Consider the following 24993-nt stretch of genomic DNA (forward strand, 5'->3'; position numbering starts at 1 on the left):
TGTTGGAGGGGGTGCCAATGGCAATTACGCGAACGGATATTGAGGCGCTCGCGAGCATTCAGCCGCAACCATGGCCGGTCATCAGTCTGTATGTGCAGATTGCGCAGGAGCACGTGACTGATGACCATTACTCTATTCGGGTCAAGAACCTTCTGAAGCAACTCAGTGAACAACCTGGAATCGCGCTCAGTCACGAGCAGGATGCTGCTTTCCGGGAGGATCTTGAACGAATACGACTGTTTTTCCGTGATCATGGCGACGATTATGGCGATGCTGTGGCACTCTTTTGCTCATCACGCGCAGGCATCTGGCATGTGTATGGCGTCCCGCGAGCAGTAGGCAATCATGCTGTAGTAGATTTTCGGCCGATGATTGCGCCGCTTGTTCATGCCCTTGATCATATTGAGCCATTTTGTGTGTGCTTGATTGCTCGTGATCGTGCCCGGATCTTCCTTGGCAATGTCAGTGAGTTTCGTGAGGTGGCTGTCCGTTTGGATCAGCAAGTGCCAGGCCAGCATGACCAAGGTGGGTGGGCACAAGCGCGCTTTCAACGGCATATTGATGAGCACGCGCGACAGCATTTCAAAACCATTGCGAATGTGCTCTTCGAGTTATTCAACCAGGAGCCTTTTCGTTTTCTGGTCGCCGGTGGCACGGACGAAGTCGTCGCAGCATTCGTTGAGACGCTGCATCCGTATCTCAGCGAGCGCTATGTCGGTCATTTCAACTGTGAACTTGATGCAAGTGTGAAGGAAATTAAAGAGGCTGCGTGGGGCGTTGTCCAGGACTGGCTCCAACGCGACAAGGCGCGTAATCTTGATTTGTTGCTCGAAGAGGCATTAAGTCAAGATATGGGTGTTGTGGGCTTACCCGCTGTTGCCGACGCAATCCAGATGGGTAATGTCCTGACGCTGGTGCTCGACGATCGCCTCAGTGCCCCAGGTGCCTATTGTTTGGCGTGTGGTGCCGTTCAGCCGCTCGATCAACCGCCTGAAGATGAGCACTGTGTTTACTGTCAGGGTGCACTGCGGAAAGTTGCCAATATCGTGCCTGTGCTCTATGCCAATGCCTATCGCCAAAGTGCCAGTGTGCTCTTCTTGACTGAACGCGAATTACAGATGCGATTAGAGCCGCACGGTGGCATTGGAGCGCTCTTACGGTATCGGCTGGAGGCTGAGGGCTAATGTGCGATCTCGTGCGCTCTTCGTTGTCAACCCGCAGGCAGGACGCCTTCAGCCCGGTGCCATTGCTACTGTGCAGGCTATCCTTGCGCAACGCTATGATCTCACGACGATTGACTGCAGTGTCGTACCGGCTGAGCGCTTACCAGCGCTGATTGCCGATCAGGCGCCGTCGTATGAATGTGTCCTTGCGCTTGGCGGTGATGGGACGATCAGCGTAGTTGCGAGTGGACTCGTTCATACCGGAATTCCGCTTGGGGTCTTACCAGGCGGATCAACGAATCATTTTGCTCGCATGATTGGCATGCCGGGTGCCTTGGATGCTGCAGCCCATGCGCTCATTCACCCAATGCGCGTTCGCTATCTTGATACCGGACAAGTGAATAATCGGGTGCTGATTTACCTTGGAGGAATCGGCATCGATGCACTCATCGTGCGGGATGCCCCACAACGCGTGAAGAAAGTGCTTGCCTGGCTTGGATATATCCCGCCCGGAATTCGGCACTTACAGAGTGCTTCCTGGCAAGTGACGGTTACCGTTGATGGGCAGCAATTCCATTCACGGGCACGGACAGCGTTAGTAGCAAATGGTGGCTTCCTTGTCCATCCACGCTTCCGCGTTGGTCAGGGGATTCGCCCCGATGATGGATTGCTTGACCTCTGCCTTTACGCTCCAGAGAATCTCTGGCACTGGTTTACCCTTGTCTGCTGGATGATGCTTGGGAAAATTCACCGTTCGCGATATGTACGGCAGTTTCGTGGCCGGGAGATAACAGTCGTCGCACATCCTCCGGCTCCTGTCGAAGTTGATGGCGACTTCATCGGTTTCCAGCCACTATCGGTACGTGTTTGCCCACAATCCCTTGCTGTCCTCGTTCCCGCTTCGGCTCAGTGATTGCAGAGCGCTATGGATACGTTTGGCTCTCGCTCCACGTTGAGCCAAGCGGGCCACGATCCTGTCCGTCGACATAGACGCGAACTTTTGGCGCGTTTCCTGACGTTACTGACAGTGTTTTCCCCTGGAGTGTAACGCGCTCGCCTGGGCTCATAACTTTTGCAAGCGCTACGTTGCCATCAACGCTCGCTTCAACCCAGACGCGGTCTGTTGCAGCAATAACGAACGTGTGGCTTGTCGGCGTTGGACTCGGCGTTGGCGACGGTGGAGGAGAAGTAGGTGAGGGAGTAGCTGATGATGCAGCAAGGGTCGGTGATTGTATTGCTGTTGGTGTTGCTGTTACGACGAAAGCGGGCGGCGTTGCAAGAGCTGCAGCTGGCGTTATCGCTGCGGTTGGTCCATTTGTTGCCGTCGGTGTGTCCGCAAGGAGCAGGGTTGGAGCTTGCTTCGGGTGTGGACTCAGGGCGCTATAAATCCAGGCAAAGACAACAGCGGAGATCACAACCATAAAAGCGATAATAGCAAAGTTGGGTGCCCAGTGCCCCGTTCGTGGTACTGACTTCACTGCCGGGACAACCCGGAATCCTCCGCTCCGTTGGCCGTGTGCTTCTTCAAACTTCGCAAGGACAGTAACGGGATCAAGGCCAAGATATTGGGCATAGGCCCGGACAATCCCCCGAGCATAGGTGAGTGGGGGAAGGACGTCAAACGCTTCTTGTTCAAGTGCAGCGAGATAACGCCGATGAATGCGCGTGGCGCGCTCGGCATCCGCAAGCGTCACTCCCCGATAGGCGCGAGCATTCCGTAACAAGTCGCCGAATTCGCCCATAGCCTCCAACGTAACAGATATGATCCTTGCCTATGCTGAACGACTTCGCCGCGTCCGCGTACTATCGCGCGCAGCGAGTAACTGCCGCAAGTATTCATCGACGTTCGGCGTTGGTCGACCATGATGGGAAATGTCTGCTTGTTCCAGCCACCATTCGTCGTGAGGTGTCCACCATGATCCCAGTGAGCTTGCACACGGCAAGGCATTCGCCGCTACCTTCGTCCGCTCAGGAAATGCGAAGGCGTTGGCACACCAGCCGGTTGTGCCGTCGCCAATAGGACGGAAATCACGGCATGTGCGGCAGCAGCGTGGCAAATTGCTGAGTGCAGGAGGGATCGGCTCATCAAGGAGCGGTTCCTCCAGTCGATGTGCTTCGGTGACAGCTTCCTGATCTTCTCGGTCAAGCTGGGGCAATGGCTCGGTTAAGCCACTTTGGTGAGCGGGTATCGCATCAGTCTCAATGGTCTTTCCGGTGTCAGGAGCGTGGGTACTGGGGCGCACGCGCTGCGCACGCTGTTTGTGCGGGGATGACTCAGCGGTTGTAGCCTGCCCAGTGACAGGGGACGCCGATAGTGCTGAAGGTGATGCAGTAGTAACAGTCGTTGGTGGCACTAATGTTGGTTGTTGCTGTTTGCCCACGTCACGATGCGGAAGGTGCTGGGGAGGCATTTCAGCGAGAAAGGCCGAGGAGTCGTCGTGTATGGCGCCGTGTACGGTGCTCTCTCGTGGTTCCCAAAGGTCATTATCCCAGCCTGTTTGGCAAGCAAGCTCGTTTTTCCGGACAAGTACCATGTGATGGAGCTCACGACGAAGCGGATGTCGGCACCACCCAGCCCCTGCGAGCGAACCTTCTTCGAAATAGCGGCATGTTCCACAGCGACGCTGTGGCACCCTTGTGCCCTCCTTAGGTAAAGCGTATTGCAAAGCATAGAACGAGACAGGACGCTCATAGGAATGAAGCAACACTCTCGCGTCCACCGTCTCGCGTGTTACCTCTTGATGGTAGCACCCTGCATTGGTTGGGAAAAGGGCTGCGGCAGGACGAAGAGCTGCTTGAGCAATGCAACGCTAAAGTGTATGAACGCAAGAACATCGTGACGCTGAGAAAATCGCTGGGACGCAGTACCGGTGATCGCGGTATTAAACAACGAAGGGGGCGCATGAATGCGCCCCCTTCGCCCGCTCCCCCTAACCGGAGCAGGTTACTCCCCTTCCCCGACGCGAGCGTTGCCTCACGTCCTGCTCCCACTATTTCATAACGAATGGGCTGGCGAAAGGTTACGCAGTGGGCTGAAGGCAACCCAAATCGTTATACTTGCCATGTTGTGATAGGCTACCCTACCCTGAGGTGGAGGAGCCATGACGAGGTCTGTGTTCCCGACATCCTTGCCGGTTGAACGTCCTGTGGATGGAGTCAAACGCTTTCATATCTGGACCATCGGCTGCCAAATGAACGAAGCCGAGTCTGCCAAAGCTGCGGCGCTGTTACGGCAGGCAGGATACGTCAGTGCGCTCCGTGAAGAAGATGCCGACATCGTTATTGTCAATACGTGTGTTGTTCGGCAGCAGGCTGAGGAGAAAGCCGCAGGACATATTGGCGCACTTGCTCGCTTAAAGCAGCGAAACCCCAATGTACGAATTGCCGTAACCGGTTGTATGGTCACCGGTCAGGAAGAGAAGCTTTCAGCACGATTCCCGCATGTCGATCTCTTTTATGGACCGTCGGAATTTGAACGACTTGTTGAAATTGCCCCTGAGCTGCGTGATGTCGATTTCGATCTTGCTGAGCTGCCACATTACTATGATGAGGGGACAAGTGACCCCGAAGTTACCGCGTTTGTGCCGATTATCTATGGCTGTAACTTTGTCTGCTCGTACTGCATCGTACCATATCGACGTGGGCGAGAGCGAAGCCGGCCAATGGCTGATATCGTGGCCGAGGTTGAGCGTCTAGCAGCCCGTGGTGTTCGCGAAATTACGTTGTTAGGGCAGACTGTTAATGCCTACGGCCACGACCTACCAGGCCAGCCGGATCTGGCTGACCTCTTAGCTGCGGTGCATGAGGTTGATGGCATTGAGCGTATCCGTTTCCTTACATCGCATCCCAAGTACTTCTCGGACAAGCTCATCGCAGCAATTCGTGATTTGCCGAAAGTCTGTGAACATGTTAACTTGCCGGTTCAATCTGGCGATAATGAAGTCCTTCGACGCATGCGGCGCAACTACACGGTCGAGTACTATCGCGAGCGTATTGCCAAGATTCGCGAAATGATTCCCGACGTGACACTCTCTACTGATATCATCGTTGGTTTTCCAGGAGAGACAGAGGAACAATTCCAACATACGTACCAGTTACTTGAAGATATCCGTTTTGACAAAGTACATGTGGCAATGTATTCGCCACGGCCGGGCACACTTTCCGCGCGCTGGGAAGACGATGTGCCACGTGCTGAAAAGCGGCGCCGTCATCAAGCGATTGAAAAGTTGCAAGAACAAATCTGCCGCGAGCGGAATGAGCGCTATCGAGGCCAAGTTGTCGAGGTCCTGGTGGACGGTATGGCTCGCGGTCGATGGCGTGGGCGAACGCGGGGCAACACGTTGGTCTTCTTTGAGTCGCCTGACTCATGGAAAGGCAAGCTCGTCCACGTTCGCATCACGCAGGTAAGTCCATGGTACCTCCTTGGAGAGCTGATAGAACCACAAACATCGCATGGAGGGGTACAGCAGTATGTTGCAGTTTCCCGGTGAAGGTGCACAAGAGCGTCGATTAATCCGTCGCTTAACCAACGCAGCCAAGCAGTACGCGTTGCATGGCGAGTGGGAACGAGCAGTAGAGGCAAATCGAAAGCTACTCGAATATGCTCCGCGCGATGTTGCTGCATATAACCGATTAGGTCGAGCCCTCGCTGCCCTTGGTCAGCTGGATGCTGCACGCGAAGCCTATGAAAAGGCGTTAGAGATTGATCCTGGAAACACCATTGCGCAACGTAATTTGAATCGCTTGCAGTGGTGGAATGGCGATAATGGTGGCAGCGTTGCGCTGCTTCAGCAGCCGGCACGTGCTGATGTTTTTATCGAAGAAGTAGGTCGGACGTATGTGACCGATGTGCTTGAACCAGCCGATTCAGCAATCTTGGCACAGCTTTTTCCAGGCCAGGAGTTGCTCGTTGAGGTTCGGGATAATGCTGTCGTTGTCTGTGATCCAGTCGGTCGTTGTCTTGGCCGACTCGATGCGGAGCTTACCCGTCGTCTTCGTGACCTGATCCAGCAAGGCAATCAGTACCGCGCGTACGTGGTCGCATTGAATGGCAGCACAGTGCGTGTGATCTTGCGGGAGGTCTTCCGGACAGCGAGCTTGCTCGAGCGCCCTTCCTTCCCGCCGCAGCCCAAAATTGCAGCGCCTCGGCCGTATTTGCCCGAAAGTGGCCTCCAAGAGGAAGAAGAACTTGGGGAAGAAGAGGTTGCCGAGTTGCTTGAGGAGACTGAGGAAGAGGAAGAAGAAGCGGTCTTGTCCGAGGAGGTTACTCCCGAAGAAGAATTACTTGTCGAGGATGAGCCACTTCTTTCTGACCTCGATTTCACCGACGACTCTCCTTTAGATAGCTAGCTTGCTTCCGAACGCATAGTACCCCTGGGGCAACACACCCCAGGGGCTTCGTTTCTCTCAATTCGGCTGCTAGCGGAGGACAAACGTAAGGGCGATTAAGACAGCAATAATCAAGGCAGTAAGGATCAGCAGGCGCCGCAAGTCCGAGCGAATCATGGAGAACTCTTCGTCAACGCGTCCCCACGGCGAGACAATACCAGTCGGGTGATTTATGCTGGCAGCCTGCGTGTTTGATACGCGTGTCGGCGCTGCTGTCCGAGGCATTGGCTGTGGTGTTACTGTGTTCGGGGCTGGCCTTCTGGTTTGTGCTGGTCGCTGTCCTGATCGCGGTCGGCGTTGTGCCATGCTGCTCCCTCATGAACCGATCACACATGTACACCATGGCAGTATACCAGAGGATGCTGTACTGTCTAGGCTGACGTAATTTCAACAAGATCGCCACGACGGAGGCCAAGTTCGTGTGCAGCGTTTCCGTTGCGAATTGCAATCTCAAGGCCGCCGTGGCTGCCGAAAAGTGCAAGTGGTGACCCCGGTTTGACATCGCCATATGTCGTGTGAATACCATGAATTACCACACTCCCACACCGAACAAGCGCAGTTTCATAGGCAAACGGAATATCCTCGGGCCGGATCAGCGTTCGACAATTGCCGAAGTGGTCGATTGACAACAGTGGGCCTTGCACACGTTCCGGTGTCCGTACCACAGGCGTAAGCGAGAGCTGGACAATCTCGCTTGGTGCGATTGGTGTGCCAAGGAGTGCAAGGTCAGTACCCGATGCAAGGTGAGCTGCTACAGGTGCGAAGATATCACGGCCATGAAATGTCCGTGAGACAGGATGACGGAAAAATTGGGGGCGATCGAGTGCCACGACCATGTGGGGCGGTGTCTCACGAAAAACCAGGGTTCCTACCCCATTGTCTGGCAGCACGAAGTACTGCTCGCCGGCAAGACACGCGAGAGCACGCCGTGCCGTCCCGACTCCTGGATCGACCACTGCGACATGCACTGTTCCTGGTGGGAAGACACGCCACGCTGTCGCAAGCTGAAAGCTTCCTTCGAGAATATCTTGTGGTGGAACAGCGTGGGTCAGGTCAACAAGGCGAACCTGTGGGGCAAGACTGAGGATCACGGCTTTCATCTGTCCCACATAGGTGTCGCGCTCGCCGAAATCTGTCAGGAGTGTAATCAAGCCACTGGGTCGAGGAAAGCGGTTCATTGCGAGTCCAATCTCATCCCTGAAGGCGTTCTGCAGCATCGAAGGCCTGCACATGCGCAAGCGCCCAGGCATAAGCCTCTGGTGTGTTCGCATTAAAGAAGCTGAGTAACTCGGGATCAAATTGTCGAACAGTCGACTCAGGAATGCGCCGGACATGAACTCGTGGGAAGAAGCCGATAACCTGGTATCGCCCCTGGGCGAGTTGCTGTTCAATTGCAGGAATGCAGGCTCGGCTGTAGATCGCGTGGAGCGTTTGCAGCGTTTCTTCACCACCCTGAGCGCTTGTGCCACGAAGCGCAGGAATGAGGACGTCATAATCTCGAGGAAGGCTGATCATATAGCGGAGCAATTGCACGTTAACAAAGGGGAGATCACACGCTAAAACGAGGCAGTAGGGATGTTGCGCAGTTGTAAGCGCGGTGTAGATCCCGCCTAATGGTCCAGCTTGTGGGACAAGATCGTCGACTCGACGGGCGGCAAATTGCTCATATCCTGGACGTGCTGGGGCAATGAGCAGGAGATCATCTGAAAGCGGAGCAACCCGCCGGAGGACACGTCCAAGCAGTGGCTCACCCCCAACATCAAGCAGAGCTTTATCTTTCCCCATACGACGACTCTGGCCTCCGGACAGAATCGCAATCGAAAGATCCACGATCGCACTACCCCTCTTGTGCTCTTTTCTCCGTCCGAAGTATACTGGTCTCGTACTTCCAGCAGTGTAGCGAGCAAAGTGGTGATTCGAGCAGAGCGGCGTATTGAACGGAGGCCGGTGGACTCTTCAGCGAGGTCTTGTGGCAGTGGGTAGGGTTGCGTCGCTAAAGGAGGGCAGCACCCATGAATTCGGCACTCATCGGGAAGATCGAGAAAGCTCGCCGATACGCTGAAGAACCAGAGCGTGCTCAGCTCCAATCACTTCATGTTCGTTTCCGTGGCGACCACGACGTCTATGACGTGCGGTTCGAAGATCAGCACTGGAGTTGCACGTGTCATTCGTTCTCTGCTCTTGGGCTTGGTACGTGCAGCCATATCATGGCGCTTGAACGGCTGCTTGCTCCAATGATTCCAGCAGAAGTGCCAGCAAGCGGGACGCAACCCCTTGGTTCCTCTTAAAAAATCTGGCTATTAAAAGTCTGGCTATCGTGATACTCCGCTAAGGACTTGCTCGTAGCGTTCGACTGGGAGGATGAAGAGCGAGCCTCCTCCGACGACACGCGGTAATGGAACTGTTTGCCATTCGGATTCCTCTTCGAGACGATCAGGTGCTGGCGGTGCTGGTTGCTCCTGCCAGTATGCGTGCAAGAGTTGAAGCGCTTGACGAAGTTCATCTTCTGAAACCCCGAGCAGCAGTGCGGCGCTTCCAGGTTGCAGAAGTTTGCCGGTAGCTGAAATTTGCGTCACCTTCAAACCTGCTTCAACGAGCGTAGCCACAATCAGTGGGGCATCCTGCTCATGCACGATCGCAATAATGAGGTGCATCCCGACTCCTGACTCTCTGACTATGACTCCTCTTGACAGAACCTTTCGCCACGATAAAGTGTCGCATACAACGCAGAGCTTCTGCTGACCCGGCGCGGTTTTGTTTTGGCTTATGGTGCCGCCATTGGCACCAGGAATGAGTCCACACCCTGGCTTCTGTGGTGCAGGGCTCATCGACATGGTTGGTGGGCGTTTGTTACCCTGAACAAAAGGGTGAGAGCGTGCCCGTATCTCGCGTGTAAGCATATCGGGACAAGCACGATACAGCATGTTACGGGAACAGGGGGAACATGTGCGAGTTCGTGGTGGGCAAGCGGTTGTCCATACACTCGAGCGACTTGGCGTTGACGTCGTCTTTGGTATTCCCGGCGTCCATACGCTTGAAATTTATGATGCCTTATATGATTCACCGATCCGCCATGTCCTTGCTCGCCATGAGCAGGGCGTTGGGTTCATGGCTGATGGCTATGCCCGCGTTTCAGGACGCCCTGGCGTAGCGATTGTTATTACTGGCCCGGGGGTCACAAACGTCGCTACGCCGTTTGCCGAAGCCTATGCTGATTCATCACCAGTCCTGGTGATTGCGTCCAATGTCGAGCAGGCGTGGCAGGGGCAGATGCTTGGCCATCTCCACGACCTTCGCGATCAGCTCGGCTTAATGCGAAGCATTACCCCTTGGGCGAAGCGTGCGCATACTGTTCAAGAAATTCCATGCCTTCTCCATGAGGCGTTGACCTTCATGCTTGGAGGACGCTCTCGTCCTGCCTATCTGGAAGTTCCCCTCGACGTCCTGAGTGCTGAAGCGGACATCGACGTTGCTTCACTCACGCCAATAACGCGACCCGTCATGGCGCCATCACCAGAGATCGTTGCTGTAGCGGCCAAGACAATCGCCACGGCACGTCGCGTTGTGATCTACGCTGGTGGTGGGGCAGTTGCAAGTCAAGCTGGAGCTGAGCTGGCAGCATTGGCAGAGTGGTTGCACGCTCCAGTACTAACCAGCACGCAGGGTAAGGGCAGTATTCCAGATGACCATCCGTATAGTGTGGGAAACCTCTGGGAACCGGGCAATCCGGTTGAAAATCTTTTGCGTGAAGCAGACCTTGTCTTGATTTTTGGCTCCAAGCTTGGCGCAATGGAGACGAATTACCAACAGATGCCACTCCCACCCATCCGCATTCGCGTTGATGCTGATCCGCAGGAGATATTACGCAACTATCCACCAACGATCCCCATCGTTGCCGATTGCCGGCTCACAGCACGTGCCTTACTCGAGGCTCTGCGACATGAGCGTCTTCAATGCGCAGGCTGGTCGCCGGATGAGGTTGCTGCAGTTCGGCAGAAGGCTCTGGCACGAGCGTGGGGGCATGAGCAGGCAGCCTACATACGTGCAATTCGCTCAGCTCTTCCGCGCGACGGCATCCTTGTGGTTGACATGACGATGATGGGCTACGTCGCGAATCGCTTCTATCCCGTCTATACACCGCGAAGTTACCTCTTCCCGACTGGCTACGGAACGCTCGGCTTTGCGCTGCCAGCAGCAATTGGTGCGAAAATTGCCCGACCTGATGTGCCAGTTGTGGCTTTGGTTGGTGATGGCGGATTCCAATACACTATGGAAGAACTCGGAGCAGCGGTACAACTTGGGATCGGTTTGCCGATTATCCTCTGCAACGATTCCGCATATACCGCTGTCAAGGACGAGCAGGCGCGACGTTTTGATCGCCGTTTTATTGCGGTTGATCTCGTCAATCCCGATTTTCAGCGTCTTGCTGCCGCATATGGGATTCCATCGGTGCGCGTAGCCTCACCGGAGCAACTGCAAGACGCGTTGAGTGTTGCGCTTGAGCGCTCTGTGCCGACGGTGATTGAGCTTCCGGTTTCTTTTCCGGTGTAGCAATGCGGTGTCAGGTTACCGGTCACGATCTGCAACTCTGGCGTTATCGGTGGTATGGCCGTCTCCTCGTTTCAGACGGGGTACGGAATTATGCGCTGCCCATGACGGGAACGATTGCCCAGTGGTTTCAGCCTGGAGAAATCGTTGAATTCTCCCGTCTATCTGCAGACAAGGAGGAACCACTCGGGTTTGATAACTATATGCTCGCACGCGTCAGCGATGATGGGCTCATACCAGTTTGGCCAGTATGGCAGGATGAGCAACAACTCGTTCGGACGCTACCACTTTCTGACCAGCCGCTTTATACCTATCGCCTTCGTTTCCGCGAAGCGACGCGTGAATCGGACTTTCTCGCCATTGTCGACTTTGAACAGCACCACTACGCGGCTGAAGAAGCTGAAATCGCGCGATGGTACTGTCCCGACGATGGGCGCGTCGTTGTTGCAAATGCGCAGCCATTTTGCCCAGTATGTCATCGTCCAATGCGCTTTGCAGACCTCGTTGATGCCACACGAGCAAGTCGGTTTCTGCTTGCTGAGTTGCTTGACCGCGAGCCGTATGAGCCATCGGTGATTGGCTATGTCCGCGTTGATCCTCCATTGCCGATCATGCATCGACGACTTCCTGATGGGACGATTGTCCGCGATATCCGTCGGCAGATCTTCCCTCCCGATTGGATTTCGCCGACGTATTGGCCAGTTGTTGTGTACCGGCGTCTTCGTAAGGAACATCCCGATCGGCCAGCCCGTGAACTCTGGGCGATGGCAGAGGCCGAGGCGCTGGCTCAGTGCAACACCCGTGGAGCACGGATTGCTCGCGTTGTCGTGCATCCCGACTATCGTGGTGATGGGTTAGGCGTTCGCCTTGTCCAGGCTGCCCTTCGCTGGATTCACGATCGGCGCATTCCGGAAATGCGCCAAGCCAAGGATATCGTTGAAACTGTTGCCCTCATGGCTCGGTATAATCCATTTTTTGAACGGGTTGGATTCCGCTACCTCTGGGATACGGCGTCTGGCCGGCCTGTGCTCTACTATGCGCTGACGCCCGACGCGCAAACCCGCATCGACCATTTTCTTGCCCATGACGAAGTTGGGCAGCAGCATCGCGGACAGCTTTATCGCGCTCGGCTTGACCCGGTAGAACCATTGGCCGGCTCGATCGTTATCGATCATGTCACCAAGTTCTACCGCACAACGTTAAGCCTTCGTGCCTTACCCATGTCGTTGCAGCAACTGCTCCGTGCTTTTGGTGTGGCCAGACGCACAATGACGAAAACCGTTTTCCGCCGCCTCAGTCTTGAAATTCCTCCACGCGCTATCGTTGCCCTTGTTGGTGCTTCCGGAAGTGGGAAAACAACACTCCTCCGCATGATTGCTCAAGCAGCTGGTGAACCGTTTGGATCGGTTGCTCAGCCGGATACTGGACGCGTACTGGTGCCCGAGAACGTTCAGGTGGCCGTCTTCTTCCCTGGTGAGCGCGAACCACTGTTTGAAGGCGTAACACTTCTTGAAGCAGTATGGCGCCTTACGAATGATGAAGTTGCTGCGCTCGAGTTGCTCAATGCGGTCGGACTCGGCGATGCTTTGCTCTTCCGAGCAACTCCGGGACAGCTTTCAACTGGACAGCGGGAACGAGCACGGCTTGCGTTGCTCTTTGCGAGCCGTGCGAACCTGATCCTTATCGACGAATTTGCTGCTCATCTCGATCCATCACTCGCTCGCCGTGTGGCACGCAAGTTGAGTGAACTCGCTCGCCGGCTTGCAGTGACGGTCATCGTAGCGACTCATCGTCCTGAAGTTGTTGAGGCGCTGGCCCCTGATCATACATTGGTGGTGGGGTATGGCGGTGTTCGACCTTTAACGTGACGCCGCCGGACCCAAATGCGGGGCCCAGTTGGCCGTTCGAGCGCATACGGTGTTGGAAAGGGTTCTGGATCCTCAAGCACCCAAGCGTACAGTGGTTGCCCCTGAGCATACGCTTCGAGAAAGGTGGCGGGGGCCAGATGCTTCTCAATATGATCAAGCAATTCCTCGATGGTAAATGGCCCTAAGACATCAGTCAGTCGAACGGTGCCGATGAGTCCCCGGCTGCTGGCAATTCCGATGCGCCCACGAATCCGCGTTGGATAGCGCCGAATTTCCCAAAGTTTTCGCCCCTCCACGATGTGCGTTGCCCAGGGCTCACGGACAGTCAGAATATGCTCCGGTAGTTCGGGCTCGTCTTGTGACATCGTGTGTCTCCCTCCACATGTCAGTATAGAGACTTGACGGCGAGATGAATACCGCGTATTCTCTGAAGAAGAAGGGAAAGAGGCGCTGGATATGATGTCGCGCTCCAGCACGCAGGCTTTGCCAATCCGGATTCTCGCGATTATTCGGCCCCGCCTGGGCGGGGCTAGCCGGTGCTGGGGAGTGCTGTCATGTCGGCGCTAGGCCGATAACCAAAAGCGAACGCGAGGATGTCGGCGGCCTCCCCATGTGGGGAGGCCGCTCAGTATTGTGCAGTGGTCTTGCAATAGGGAGGGTACTATGGCGGCAGAACCAATGACGTCCGGGCCAACAGTTGCAATCTATGACACGACGCTTCGTGATGGGACGCAAGGTTCTGGCATTTCCTTGACCACTGACGATAAGTTGAAGATCGCACGGGCGCTCGATCGCCTTGGCGTTGCCTATATCGAGGGCGGCTGGCCTGGTTCTAACCCGAAGGATCTTGCATTTTTTGAGCGGGCAGCTCATGAACACTGGGAGCATGCACGCATCGTAGCTTTTGGCAGTACACGAAGGGCGCACGTCGCTCCAGAGGATGATGCTAATCTGCAATTGCTGCTTTCTGCCCAGACGCCGACCGTCACCATTGTTGGAAAAGCGTCAGCATTCCAGGTCGTACGCGTATTGAACACGACGCTCGACGAAAACTTAGCAATGGTACGCGAATCTGTCGCGTACCTGAAGGCTGCCGGGAAGGAAGTGTTCTTTGATGCAGAGCATTTTTTTGACGGCTACCGCGACGATCCCAACTATGCTCTTGCTGTCTTACGGGCTGCATGTGAGGCTGGAGCTGATGCTGTCGTGCTCTGCGATACGAATGGTGGGACGCTGACCGAGCCATTAACTGAAGCAGTGCGACACGTTGTGCGAGAAATTCCCTGTGTTGTTGGCATTCATACGCATAATGACTGTGAATTGGCGGTTGCGAACAGTATTGCCGCTGTGCGAGCTGGGGCGCGACATGTTCAAGGAACGATCAATGGCCTTGGAGAGCGTGTTGGCAACGCGAATTTGTGCTCAGTGATCCCAATTCTTGAATATAAGATGGGGTATCGCTGCTTACCACCTGGAAAACTTGCGCTCTTGACAGAGACCTCTCGCTATGTAGCGGAAGTAGCGAATGTCGCGCACGATCCAAAGCTCCCATTCGTCGGGGCACATGCCTTTACCCACAAAGCTGGCCTCCACGTGAATGCAATTGCGAAGGAGCCGCGTGCCTATGAACACATGCCCCCTGAGGCAGTCGGAAACACGCGCCATGTCTTAGTGTCTGAGCTCAGTGGACGGAGCAATATTGTTCTTAAAGCTCAGACATTTGGCATCGATTTAAGCGACAAGCCAGAGATCGTACGACAGATCGTTGAGCAAATCAAAGAGTTGGAATTTCTCGGATTTTGGTTTGAAGATGCCGACGCGTCACTTGAACTGCTGATCCGGCGAGCATTGCCCGGCTATACTCCGCCCTTCACTGTGCTCGATTACACTGTGCTCACTGAATATCGTGAAGGTCGTGGGATGCTGGCGGAGGCGATGGTAAAGCTTCAAATTCATGATCAGGTTTTCCATACTGCTGCAGAAGGCAACGGGCCGGTGAATGCCCTTGACGCGGCGACGCGCAAAGCGTTGCAAGCTTTCTACCCGCACATTGCCGATGTGCGCCTTGAGGACTACAAAGTGCGGGTGCTTGACGACCATCACGGCACAGGGGCAAAAGTGCGAGTCTGGATCCGCTCCGGGGATAACTTCCGCAGCTGGAGCACTGTTGGGTGCTCTACCAATATCATCGAAGCATCATGGATGGCGCTTGCTGATAGCTTGACGTACCCGTTAGTTACGCCGTTACCAACTGGAACACAGTCAATTACTCCGGCAGTGGAAGCTAAGGCGTCTCGTTAGCGGCGCCAGGCCCGGACGATGAGTTTATCGTCACGAAAACCGAGGATAGACCCCTCCTCCACGTGCGCACCGAGGTATGCGAGCAGGGCTGGTTGGCTGAGAAACCATGCCTCCAGCTCTGCTCGCTGGTCGGACGTCATCCCCGAACGCTCAGTCCACTCCTTCCAGTTGTGCCAACGTTGTACTTCCATCACAACGTCGGGGACAAGTCCAACTGTGCGAAGCCCGTCGAGCCAAGCCCGGCGTGAAAGACTGTGTACATGGCTGGGATCTCGTTGTCGTTCAAGCTCGTCAAGGGCGTGAGCTAACGCAGGATCATCAGGACCAAGATTGTCAACGAGAATGAAACGCCCGCCAGGTTGCAGGACGCGTGCGACCTCAGCAAGAAAGTGATGTGGCGAGGGAAAGTGATGGGGAGCAATGCGACAGGTGACGAGCGCCATTGAGGCGCTGCGAAGTGGAAGAGCAGTCGCATCTCCTGCAAGAAACAGACAGCTGCCTTCGCTGTCAGCCTCTCGTAGGGTCTCTCGAGCAACATGAAGCATCGATGGGGTAAGGTCGAGCGCAATGACGTGCGCTCCGTGTTGCGCTAACAGCTTGGCGGTATGCCCAGCGCCTGTAGCCACGTCGAGAGCGCGTTCTCCGGGGCGCACTGCTGCAAGTCTGAGCAGGAGTTCAAGATCAATGCCCGTCGCAAAGGTTGGACTCGTCTGGTAAGCGCGGGCAACACGCCCAAACTGCTGTTGCACTCGTATCCGGATCTCTGCGTCTGTGTTCACTTGTGCCTTCCTCTCTCGCTAAATTCCTCGTTTTAGGCAGCGTTGGTGTTATACCTTTTGGGTGGGTGAATAGAGTTGGCGGGAGAATGGAGGGAGTGCTGCGTGTTTCGGTGGTTTGGGCGCTTGGCGTACCGGTTCCGCTGGCCGATTGTCGTGCTCTGGTTCGCCGCTGCCCTTGCAACACTTCCTGTTTTGCCACGTGTTGCTGATGTCCTTTCGCCTGGCGGCTTCTCGAGTTCGCAGACTGAATCAGCCAAAGCACGTGCCTTGCTGCAGCAGAATATCCCAGGATACAGCCCAAGCACAATCCTGGTCCTGTTTAGTCATCCGACGTGGAAGCCGACTGATCCGCAATTCATTGCCGAGGCACAACGAGCGTTAAGCCGCGTCACTTCACTGCCGGATGTTGCAGGAATCGATTGGTTTATGCAGAACCCCCGGCAAATTGCGCCGGATGGCTCTCTTGCGTATGCAGTGATACGGCTGAAGCGCGATCCTGAATCGGCTGAAGGGACCGCACGGGAGATCCAACAAGCACTTGTCCCAACCAATCTCACGGTCCAGCTTTCGGGCAGTCCTGTACTCTACGCCGACTTTGCCCATGTGACAGAACATGACTTGCGGCGTGCTGAAATTGTTGCGTTTCCTTTCGCCTTGGTCGCTCTCGTTTTCGTCTTTGGCAGTGTGGTGACGGCGATCATCCCGCTGATTGTTGGCGCAATTAATGTAGCGCTTGTGCTTGGCTTTCTCTACCTGCTCACGCACGTCATGTCGCTTTCGGTGTTCTCCCTCAATGTTGCGAGTATGCTCGGGCTTGGATTAGCCATCGATTATTCGCTCTTCCTCGTCAGCCGATTCCGCGAAGAACTTCTTCATGGTTCTGTCGTACAGGCTGTTGAGAAAACGGTTGCTACGGCCGGCCGGGCTGTCTTCTTTTCTGGCTTGACAGTACTCATTGGGTTGAGTGGGCTGAGCTTTTTCGAATTTCTCTTCATGCGCTCCGTTGGTATTGCTGGCATGTTGGTCGTATTGACTGCTGTGCTCTCTGCGATGACGTTCTTACCGGCTATGCTTGCGATCGTCGGCCCGCGTGTCAATGCGTTAACGCTTCGCTCTCGGCCAGACCAGACAGGAGGCTTTTGGCATCAGACTGCAACGCGTGTTATGCGTCATCCCTGGTTCGTGGTGATTCCAGTAACGGCGCTTCTCATCGGCCTGGCATTGCCGTTCCGCAACGTACAGTTAAGCTCTCCGGATGCGACGATTCTACCGCGTAGTACCCAGTCGCGGCAGGCGTTCGATCGCTTGAGCCAGGCCTTTGGCCAAGGGGCCATCTCACCGATCGTGATTGCAGTTCAAACCGACCAACTAGTAAACGACCCGCAGACCCTTGCCTCCCTCTATGCCTACACGCGGCAAATTGCTGCCGACACGCGTGTTGAACGTGTAACCAGCATTGTCACTGTCGATCCACGGATTACGCTTCCACAATACCAGCAACTCTACCATGACCCCGCGCACATCCCTGATCCAGTGCTCCAGGCCGCGTACCAGCAGCTTGCGGGCCAGAACGTAACGGCCATCTATGTCTATTTCAACGCCCTACCGGCCAGTCCAGAGGCTCGATCATTACTCCATGATTTGCGTCACATTCAGCCGCCAGCTGGTCTCCATGTGCTCATGGATGGTTCAACCGCTGAGATCGTTGATAATGTTCAGCGGATGTACCAGAAGTTTCCGTACGCTGCAGCAACGGTCATCCTGGCAACGTATGTCGTGCTCTTCGTCTTGCTGCGCTCAGCGCTGTTACCACTCAAAGCGGTTATCTTGAATCTCCTGAGCTTGACGGCCAGCTATGGTGCTTTAGTCTATATCTTTCAGGAAGGCCACTTTCATCGATTGCTTCACTTTGACCCTCTCGGATTCACTGAATCGTCGCTGCCAATCATCCTCTTTTGTCTTCTCTTCGGTCTGAGTATGGACTACGAGGTCTTCCTCCTGAGTCGTATCCGCGAGGCGTGGGAGCAGACGGGCGATAATACGCGTGCAGTAGTTGAGGGATTAGAGCGGAGTGGTCGGATTATCACTGGCGCTGCATTAATTCTGGTCATTGTTGCAGGTGCCTTTATTACTGCTGATGTCGTGCTCATTAAGGCTCTTGGTCTGAGTGTTGCGTTGGCCGTTGCGCTTGATGCTACGCTGGTGCGTGTCTTGCTCGTGCCGGCAACCATGCGCTTACTCGGGGACTGGAACTGGTGGATACCACGATTCGCACTTCGGCTTGTGCCGGTCCGGGGTATGGAGCACTAACATCATGCGGCGGTGGGTACCGATTATCATTGCCTTGCTCCTGCTGGTACTTCCGGCCTGCGCGAGCCATGCTGGTTTGGCACAAAACATGCCGCAGTCTTCGGTGCCGACTCGTGAGCGCACCGCCCAGCTTTTCCTGACACCTCCACCTACGCCAGGGCCGATACAATTGCCGGACGACGATGCTCCACATGATGTTTTGACAGAATGGTGGTACACAACAGGCCATCTCCAAGCGACAGACGGTCGGCAATTTGGCTTTGAGTTTGTCATCTTTCAATCCGAACGCTTTGGCTATCCGGTTGTCTACGCTGCCCACTTTGCCATCACAGATCACCAGGCGCAGCAGTTTTCGTGGGCTGAACGTGTCGATAGCCATCCACGGCCGCCGTCGACACTTCCAGTTGTTCTCTCTGTTGCCGATTGGTCTCTCCAGATTACTGACAATCAGCTTGTCCTTGCAGCCCGCATGGACAACTACGCGCTGCAGCTTGCTTTGCGCTCAATAAAACCCCCGGTGCTTGAAAGTCCCGGCGGTTTCTTCACCTGGGCTCCAGCAACTGGGTCATACTACTACTCGCGCACCCGCCTAGCTGTTCAGGGAACGTTGCGTGCCGGCACAGCGGATTTCGCTGTCCAGGGCCAAGCGTGGATGGATCATCAGTGGGGTAACTTTATTGTTGGGAACCAAGGAGGATGGAACTGGTTCGCAATTCAACTCGATGATGGCCGAGATGTGATGCTTTGGCAAACACATGACACTGAGGGATCGGTAGTGTTGGCGAGTGGCACACTTGTTGATCCGGAAGGACATCCCCAGTATTTGTCTGCCGATGCATTCAGAATCCAGTCAACAGGCTCGTGGCAGAGTCCCCATTCTGGAGCGCTCTATCCCTCGGGCTGGAAAATTGCTATTCCCGCTGCCAGGCTTCAACTGACAGTCACGCCCGTACTCCAGGATCAAGAGTTGCAAACAGTTCGCTCAACTGGCGTCATGTACTGGGAGGGTGAAGTCGAGATCGCTGGTTTCGCCGATAACAGGCCAGTAAATGGCAAGGGGTATGTCGAGCTAACTGGGTATGCCCGACCCACGATCCAGCCCACACCTTCCCTTCCTGTGCCGCATTCATGATTTGAAGGCTGGCATGACCTCTTTGACAAATGCGTCGAGCGCTTCCCAGTCAATGGGTGGCCGAAGCGCGAGGTTGATGGCTGTTACTCCTTGCTCAACATAGCGATAAAGTTGCTCGGCAATACTTTTCGGGCCACCGACGAGGTAACCCGGCTGCGTTGCAGCTTGCGGGCCAACTTGGGCAATGAGTCGCTGACGAAGGCGCTCGACTGCGTCAGGGGCATCACTCGTCGCCATGTAGAGTCCAAGCTGGACAGCAATGCGAATGGTGCGTGGGTCACGCTCTTCCTGCTCGCACCATCGTTCGAGAGCCGCCAGCTTCTGCGGCAATTCCTCAGCGCCAATATAGGGGATGTTCCAACCATCAGCATACCGGGCTGCGATCCGTGCGGTGCGTCGTTCGCCACCACCACCGACCCATAAGGGGAGCTGTGCTTGGACTGGCTTCGGCAGCAGCCGGGCATTTTCAAGGTGGACGTACTTGCCGTGAAAGGTTACTGCATCTTCGGTGAGTAGGCGGCGCAATGCTTGGATGCCCTCTTCAAGTTGATCAAGCCGCTCGCGATTCGCGAGAAACGGATACCCGAAGGCCCGGTACTCTGGCTCATGCCAGCCTGCGCCGAGTCCAGCTTCGAGCCGCCCGCCGCTCAAGTGATCAATGGTTGTCAGGGACTTAGCGAGAAGGCCGATATTGCGAAATTGGACGGCGAAAACCATGCAGCCAAAGCGAATGCGCTGCGTTTCGCTCGCGATCGCGCTCAGGAGAGCGACCGCTTCGAAGTGGGGAATCTCATCACTGGTTCGCGCATAGAAGTGATCCCAGACCGAAAACCAGCCAAACCCTTGTGTATCAGCAAAACGCCAGAGTCGGCGAAGTTCATCAATGGTAGTATTTTGTGGACCCACGTGAATCCCAAATGTGACGCCTGCCATTGCTGCTCTCTCCTACTCACTCACCGTTCGCTGATCGGGTGTAAGCCAATGGATACTGACAGTAGCGCCCAGCAATGAGGTCAGCATGTCTGCAAGTGCATGAGCAGCTTCACGGATTGCTGTCTCCGTCACGTCGACAAAGCCATCGATCGGAAAGAGAATGTCGCGCGAAGAGAACGTTACGAGTCCTGTCCGACTTTGACGCCAAACCCAACGGCGGGTTCGAATGTCATGTTCATGGGCGTAAACGATTTCGCCGGGTGAGGGGCACTCTTCCTCGTCGCTCCCCAGTGGGAGGAAGCGGTCAAGAGCTGGGTCAGCAAAGCGGACATCGATTCCTTGAGGTGCTGAAGCTAAATCATGCGCGCCGATGGGAACGAGATAGCGCAACGAGATCGCATTGGCGAGGTCAACTGCTGGGTTAATATGGGGCGGTGGATTGCCTTTGACGGAGCGTCGCACGAGTGCTTCGACAGAACTGAGGTATGTGCTGGGTGACCACCCAAGGGCCCGGAACGTTTCACGCCAAATCGCGATTGCCGGGTGGGCTTTCGGATCACTGCCGCTGAAACGTTCAACCGTCTCCTGTACTGTATCTTGTAGGAAAGCTTGGACTTCGGTGTTCGGCTGGGTGTTCTCGACTCCATGAGCGACGACGGCGGCGAAGCGGGCATGGGGAATACGAGAAAAGACTTCCGACGCAATTTCGAAGATTCGGCGTGCCATACGGTATTTCCCCTTCCATATGGCTATGATGGTGTAGAGCAAATCGTGCCTTCGCGCTTTGACAGAATGCGTTCGTAGAATGTAAGGATCTCGTTGGTTACCCCATCCCAGGAGTATCGCACTGCCGCCTGTCGCGCGCCGACCTGAAGACGGGTGCGCAATTGGTGATCACGGAATCCTCGAAGGAGAGCTGCAGCAAGTTCCTCGCTATTGTCCGGCGGGACAACGAGACCTGAGATTTCATGTTCGACCGTGAATCGTAAGCCTCCAACGTGGGTCGCGATAACCGGAGTGCCGCATGCCATTGCTTCAACGGCCACCAGTCCAAAAGACTCGTAGCGTGATGGCACGACACAGAGGTCAGCAGCGCTGTAGTAGAGTGGCAGGATGTCACGCGGCTGTGATCCGAGGAACCTAACAAACGCGCTGATCCCAAGTGCATCGGCGTGTTGAACGACTCCTGCGAGATCGGCATCGTACTGCGGACCAGTTGGGGTATCTTGACGCTGGCCACCAATGAACACAAGCAACGGCTTTGGGGAGTCAACAGGCCAGCGATCGAGCAGCCAACGCCAGGCAACGAGGAGCGTATCAATGCCTTTGATCGGGTCAATTCTGCCAACGTACAGCCCTATTGGTCCATCCGGTAAACCGAGTGCCTCGCGTGCTGCGCGCTGTGGAAATGGTCGGAAGCGCTCGAGATCGACGCCAGGAGGAACGGTACAGATTTTTTCTGGGGCAACTGCCAGTGTCTCGACCATTGCCGTTCGTTCATCTGAGTTGGCAGCTACGATGCCATCGGCAAGGCTCAGAAGCCGACGCTCAACTTGGAGTCGTATTGCTGGCTCTCGCTGGAAAGCCGCTTCACCTGGCCATTTGAGCTCACCTAGGGTATGAAACATTTGCACAAGTGGAATAGGTTGGTAGAAACGCAATAAAAATCCAGCCCATCCCGAAAGCCAGTAATGTGCGTGGATAAGCTCATAGGGCAACATGCCGCCTTGGCCGGCGAGAAAGACCAGATTCGTAACAAATTCTGGCAAATAACAGAAAAGTTGCTCTTTGGGCAAGGGCATGGGCGGCCCAGCCTCGACGTGAAAGAGACGCACACCAGGCTCAATATGGAGGACAACCGGTTGGTCGGGGTGTTGCCGCCGCGTGAAAAGATCGACAGCAATGCCGCGTTGTGCCAGGTGATGGGCGAGTTCGCGGACGTAGACATTCATCCCACCGGCGTCGCGGTTCCCTGGCTGTTCAAGCGGAGAGGTGTGAACGGAAAGCATCGCAACGTAATGCAGAGGGGGAGGCCCGAAAAGTTGTGCTATCTTGGCCTGATGCCGCGACACGCTGTCCCTCCTCTGCCGATATGCCTGAGAACCGCGCAGCCGGCCATGTGGCCGGCTGGCAGGAGTTAAACGCACAGCAATAACTATACACGTCCAGGCAAGCGCTTTTAGCCAAGTGTGGGCTGAATGAGACCATATTGCCCGTCTTTGCGGCGGTAGAGCACGTTAATCTGCTCATCGGCAGGATTCCAAAAAACGAAAAAGTCGTGCCCAAGCAGTTCCATTTGTTCAATTGCCTCATCTTCGGTCATGGGATAGACCGGGAAACGCTTCCGGCGTACGACCTTGGGCAAGGCTTCTTCCTCTTCTTCGATTTCGGGCTCGGCAGTGAGTAAGGCTTCTGTTTGCGCTTCAAGCACCCGCTGTGTCTGGCGATGGCGCTCGGTGGTGCGTTTTTCCACGAACTGTTTCATGCGGCGCGCCATATGCTCAATAGCTCCATCGATCGCAAGATGGAGGTCACGGTCCCGGTGCTCAGCACGAAGAATTGCCGCTTTCGTAAGCACTGTCATTTGTGCAATGTACATTTCGCCGCCTGAGCGTTGTGGTACACGGCGTATTTCAAATCGTGTGTCAACTGCGCGGACATTTAGCCGGTCGAGCTTTTGCATGCGCTGCCGGATATAGTGGTTGAGTCCATCGGTAAGCGGTACGTCAAGCGTCCGGAGTTGGAACTCCATCGCGTGCCCCCTTTGCTGTTTCCCGCTTGGATTCCCCCTATTGGAGGAAAGAGCGCCCGCGGAGGGACTCGAACCCCCGACCACAGGGCTTAGGACGCCCCGGCTCTTTCCCCTGAGCTACGCGGGCAATATTCACCTCTGCCTATCCCAAGTCTAGCATGGACCTCGTTCGTGCTTCGAGAGACCGCCCGTTCATAACGCAATTCTCTGCTTGTCGCACTGCCTCTCTGCCGGTATACTTAGCACCGTGTAACGGGGAGTGGCGCAGCCCGGTTTAGCGCGCCGCGTTCGGGACGCGGAGGTCGGAGGTTCAAATCCTCTCTCCCCGACATGAGAGGGCGATCATCATGATCGCCCTCTTTCTCATTAGTGAGCAAGGGAGATCGCTGATGGACGAGCGGCAGACGGTGGCAGCTGCTTCACAGGAACGTGCAAGCGAGCTACGCAAGCTTCCTTCTGTTGCGACGCTCTTGCAGGCGGATGAACTCGCTCCGTTCGTTACAACGATGCACCACGACACTCTCGTCCGTACGATCCAACGCGTTCTTGCCGAAAGTCGCGAAGCGATTTTGGCAGGCGAACCTGCTCCATCACACCATGAGCTCATTGCTCGGGTGCAGCACCAGTTGCAGGTTTTGTTTACTCCGAAGTTGCGTCCAGTCATTAACGCTACCGGCGTCATTTTGCATACCAACCTCGGCCGTGCTCCCTTGAGTGAGGATGCAGCAATCGCAATGGCCGAGGCGGCTCGGTTCTATACGCCGCTCGAACTCGAACTCGAAACGGGGCGGCGTGGGGGGCGCATGCGCGAGCTTGCCACTCTGCTGCGGGAACTAACCGGAGCTGAAGCGGCGCTCGTTGTGAACAACAATGCTGCTGCTGTGCTGCTCGTGCTAAGCGCGCTTTGCGCTGGACGTGACGTCATCGTCTCTCGCGGCCAGGCTGTCGAGATCGGTGGAGGCTTTCGTATACCCGACGTTCTCGCTCAGAGTGGCGCGAGGCTAGTTGAGGTCGGAACGACCAATCGTACTTACGTACGCGATTATGCAGCAGCAATTCGTCCAGAAACTGTTGCGATTCTCTCTGTGCATTGGAGCAATTTCCGCATTGTTGGCTTTACGGTTCAACCCACGTTGTCTGAACTCGCTGAGTTGGCACATCAGCATGGCTTGTGGCTCATTGCCGATCTTGGTAGTGGCGCATTACTCGACACTGCGCGGTATGGTCTCGCTCATGAGCCGATGGTGCAGGAAGAGCTAGCTGCTGGGGCTGACCTCGTCTGTTTTTCTGGAGACAAGCTCTTAGGCGGACCACAAGCCGGGATTATTGTTGGACGACATGACCTCGTCCAGCGCGTAGCAGCGCATCCCCTTGCTCGTGCCGTACGTGCTGACAAAACGACCTTGGCAGGCCTGGCCGCGACACTTCGCCACTACCTACGAGGCGAAGCAGAACAAAAGATTCCGATTTGGCGAATGATGAGCATACCAGTAGAAGCGCTTGAACAGCGCTGTCAAACATGGCAGCACGCTTTAGGAGCAGCGGTTGCGGCCGAGGTTGTCCCAAGCGAAGCTGCTGTTGGTGGTGGCTCGCTTCCTGGTTCAACATTGCCAAGTTGGGCATTGGCCATTCCCGAGTCCACGGCGCGTGCGCGTGGCATGAGCCTCGATGCCCTCGCAGCAGCGTTACGTAAGAACAACCCACCGGTGGTTGCACGGCTCGAAGAGCATCGATTGATGTTTGATGCTCGCACTGTTTTGCCGGAGCAAGATACTCAGCTTATTGCCATCCTCCGCCGCACGTTTTCTGTCTGACAGAC

22 protein-coding genes, 2 tRNA genes and 1 pseudogene are annotated in these 24993 nt (G+C 55.5%); 12 read left to right on the plus strand and 13 right to left on the minus strand.

The features are described 5' to 3' along the window. Positions 1 to 17: 17 nt before the first annotated feature. Both N675_RS08560 and N675_RS08565 read left to right on the plus strand, forming a co-directional pair. On the plus strand, positions 18 to 1184 hold the full coding sequence (locus N675_RS08560) for a baeRF10 domain-containing protein (RefSeq protein WP_038038985.1): 1167 nt from the start codon (positions 18 to 20) through the stop codon (positions 1182 to 1184). Between the two features lies 1 nt (position 1185). Then, on the plus strand, positions 1186 to 2076 hold the full coding sequence (locus tag N675_RS08565) for a diacylglycerol/lipid kinase family protein (protein WP_038038986.1): 891 nt from the start codon (positions 1186 to 1188) through the stop codon (positions 2074 to 2076). Positions 2077 to 2086: 10 nt separating this feature from the next. On the opposite strand, the gene N675_RS08570 is transcribed toward N675_RS08565, so the two are convergent. Both N675_RS08570 and N675_RS08575 read right to left on the minus strand, forming a co-directional pair. Beyond that, the gene (locus N675_RS08570) at positions 2087 to 2905 is read right to left on the minus strand and encodes a helix-turn-helix domain-containing protein (RefSeq protein WP_038038987.1); all 819 of its coding nucleotides are present in this window, start codon (positions 2903 to 2905) and stop codon (positions 2087 to 2089) included. A gap of 30 nt (positions 2906 to 2935) precedes the next feature. After that, positions 2936 to 3796: a hypothetical protein gene (locus N675_RS08575; RefSeq protein WP_038038988.1), complete on the minus strand. Its 861-nt coding sequence runs from the start codon at positions 3794 to 3796 to the stop codon at positions 2936 to 2938. Positions 3797 to 4264: 468 nt separating this feature from the next. Between N675_RS08575 and miaB the strand changes: the two genes are divergently transcribed. Together miaB and N675_RS14845 are read left to right on the plus strand one after the other, a co-directional pair. Beyond that, positions 4265 to 5653, plus strand: coding sequence for a tRNA (N6-isopentenyl adenosine(37)-C2)-methylthiotransferase MiaB (miaB, locus tag N675_RS08580; RefSeq protein WP_081886956.1), 1389 nt, complete (start codon positions 4265 to 4267; stop codon positions 5651 to 5653). Further along, positions 5634 to 5894 (plus strand): annotated as a pseudogene (locus tag N675_RS14845) (tetratricopeptide repeat protein); the annotation flags it as partial. The gene miaB and the pseudogene N675_RS14845, both read left to right, overlap by 20 nt. A gap of 687 nt (positions 5895 to 6581) precedes the next feature. Here the strand turns inward: N675_RS14845 and N675_RS14350 are convergent. From N675_RS14350 to mobA, 3 genes are all read right to left on the minus strand, one after another. Next, on the minus strand, positions 6582 to 6857 hold the full coding sequence (locus N675_RS14350) for a hypothetical protein (protein WP_038038989.1): 276 nt from the start codon (positions 6855 to 6857) through the stop codon (positions 6582 to 6584). Between the two features lie 65 nt (positions 6858 to 6922). Continuing rightward, positions 6923 to 7729, minus strand: coding sequence for an SAM hydrolase/SAM-dependent halogenase family protein (locus tag N675_RS08595; RefSeq protein WP_038039653.1), 807 nt, complete (start codon positions 7727 to 7729; stop codon positions 6923 to 6925). A 13-nt stretch (positions 7730 to 7742) separates the two neighbouring features. Continuing rightward, positions 7743 to 8381: a molybdenum cofactor guanylyltransferase gene (mobA, locus tag N675_RS08600; RefSeq protein WP_038038990.1), complete on the minus strand. Its 639-nt coding sequence runs from the start codon at positions 8379 to 8381 to the stop codon at positions 7743 to 7745. A gap of 182 nt (positions 8382 to 8563) precedes the next feature. Here mobA and N675_RS08605 point away from each other — a divergent pair, with 182 nt between their 5' ends. Next, positions 8564 to 8839 (plus strand): hypothetical protein, encoded by a 276-nt coding sequence (locus N675_RS08605; RefSeq protein WP_038038991.1) that lies wholly within the window; start codon positions 8564 to 8566, stop codon positions 8837 to 8839. A 24-nt stretch (positions 8840 to 8863) separates the two neighbouring features. Here N675_RS08605 and N675_RS14460 read toward each other — a convergent pair whose 3' ends face one another. Further along, entirely contained in the window at positions 8864 to 9205 is a 342-nt protein-coding gene (locus N675_RS14460; protein ID WP_038038992.1) for a cyclic-di-AMP receptor, read from the minus strand. A gap of 268 nt (positions 9206 to 9473) precedes the next feature. Between N675_RS14460 and N675_RS08615 the strand changes: the two genes are divergently transcribed. Both N675_RS08615 and N675_RS08620 read left to right on the plus strand, forming a co-directional pair. Continuing rightward, positions 9474 to 11102, plus strand: a complete 1629-nt coding sequence (locus tag N675_RS08615; RefSeq protein WP_038038994.1) for a thiamine pyrophosphate-binding protein — start codon at positions 9474 to 9476, stop codon at positions 11100 to 11102. Between the two features lie 2 nt (positions 11103 to 11104). Further along, the gene (locus N675_RS08620; RefSeq protein ID WP_038038996.1) at positions 11105 to 12967 is read left to right on the plus strand and encodes a GNAT family N-acetyltransferase; all 1863 of its coding nucleotides are present in this window, start codon (positions 11105 to 11107) and stop codon (positions 12965 to 12967) included. Here N675_RS08620 and N675_RS08625 read toward each other — a convergent pair. Then, complete coding sequence (locus tag N675_RS08625) at positions 12922 to 13332, minus strand: ASCH domain-containing protein (protein ID WP_051914489.1); 411 nt, start codon at positions 13330 to 13332, stop codon at positions 12922 to 12924. The two genes, N675_RS08620 and N675_RS08625, sit on opposite strands and share 46 nt — an antisense overlap. A 298-nt stretch (positions 13333 to 13630) precedes the next feature. Between N675_RS08625 and cimA the strand changes: the two genes are divergently transcribed. Further along, a complete protein-coding gene (cimA, locus tag N675_RS08630) occupies positions 13631 to 15268 on the plus strand; it encodes a citramalate synthase (protein ID WP_051914490.1) in 1638 nt (545 codons plus the stop codon). Here cimA and N675_RS08635 read toward each other — a convergent pair. Continuing rightward, positions 15265 to 16047, minus strand: coding sequence for a class I SAM-dependent methyltransferase (locus tag N675_RS08635; protein ID WP_051914491.1), 783 nt, complete (start codon positions 16045 to 16047; stop codon positions 15265 to 15267). The genes cimA and N675_RS08635 overlap by 4 nt on opposite strands. A 102-nt stretch (positions 16048 to 16149) precedes the next feature. Between N675_RS08635 and N675_RS08640 the strand changes: the two genes are divergently transcribed. Beyond that, positions 16150 to 18357 (plus strand): MMPL family transporter, encoded by a 2208-nt coding sequence (locus N675_RS08640; RefSeq protein WP_038038997.1) that lies wholly within the window; start codon positions 16150 to 16152, stop codon positions 18355 to 18357. 4 nt (positions 18358 to 18361) lie between these two features. Further along, positions 18362 to 19489, plus strand: a complete 1128-nt coding sequence (locus N675_RS08645; RefSeq protein WP_038038998.1) for a lipocalin family protein — start codon at positions 18362 to 18364, stop codon at positions 19487 to 19489. On the opposite strand, the gene N675_RS08650 is transcribed toward N675_RS08645, so the two are convergent. The 5 genes from N675_RS08650 to N675_RS08670 form a co-directional block, all read right to left on the minus strand. Beyond that, a complete protein-coding gene (locus N675_RS08650; protein WP_051914492.1) occupies positions 19484 to 20422 on the minus strand; it encodes an LLM class flavin-dependent oxidoreductase in 939 nt (312 codons plus the stop codon). The genes N675_RS08645 and N675_RS08650 overlap by 6 nt on opposite strands. 12 nt (positions 20423 to 20434) lie before the next feature. Beyond that, complete coding sequence (locus N675_RS08655; RefSeq protein ID WP_038038999.1) at positions 20435 to 21148, minus strand: B3/B4 domain-containing protein; 714 nt, start codon at positions 21146 to 21148, stop codon at positions 20435 to 20437. Positions 21149 to 21171: 23 nt separating this feature from the next. Further along, positions 21172 to 22494 carry a glycosyltransferase gene (locus N675_RS08660; RefSeq protein ID WP_231577985.1) on the minus strand — a complete coding sequence of 441 codons (1323 nt, stop codon included), beginning with the start codon at positions 22492 to 22494 and terminating at the stop codon, positions 21172 to 21174. A 107-nt stretch (positions 22495 to 22601) separates the two neighbouring features. Further along, positions 22602 to 23174 carry a ribosome hibernation-promoting factor, HPF/YfiA family gene (gene hpf, locus N675_RS08665; RefSeq protein ID WP_038039000.1) on the minus strand — a complete coding sequence of 191 codons (573 nt, stop codon included), beginning with the start codon at positions 23172 to 23174 and terminating at the stop codon, positions 22602 to 22604. A gap of 53 nt (positions 23175 to 23227) precedes the next feature. After that, positions 23228 to 23301: transfer RNA gene (locus N675_RS08670), tRNA-Arg, on the minus strand. A gap of 126 nt (positions 23302 to 23427) precedes the next feature. Here N675_RS08670 and N675_RS08675 point away from each other — a divergent pair. Continuing rightward, positions 23428 to 23503: transfer RNA gene (locus N675_RS08675), tRNA-Pro, on the plus strand. A 60-nt stretch (positions 23504 to 23563) separates the two neighbouring features. Further along, positions 23564 to 24988, plus strand: a complete 1425-nt coding sequence (gene selA / locus N675_RS08680) for an L-seryl-tRNA(Sec) selenium transferase (RefSeq protein ID WP_051914493.1) — start codon at positions 23564 to 23566, stop codon at positions 24986 to 24988. Positions 24989 to 24993: the final 5 nt, after the last annotated feature.

Origin of the sequence: Thermorudis peleae, from assembly GCF_000744775.1 — a bacterium.
Lineage (GTDB): Bacteria > Chloroflexota > Chloroflexia > Thermomicrobiales > Thermomicrobiaceae > Thermorudis > Thermorudis peleae.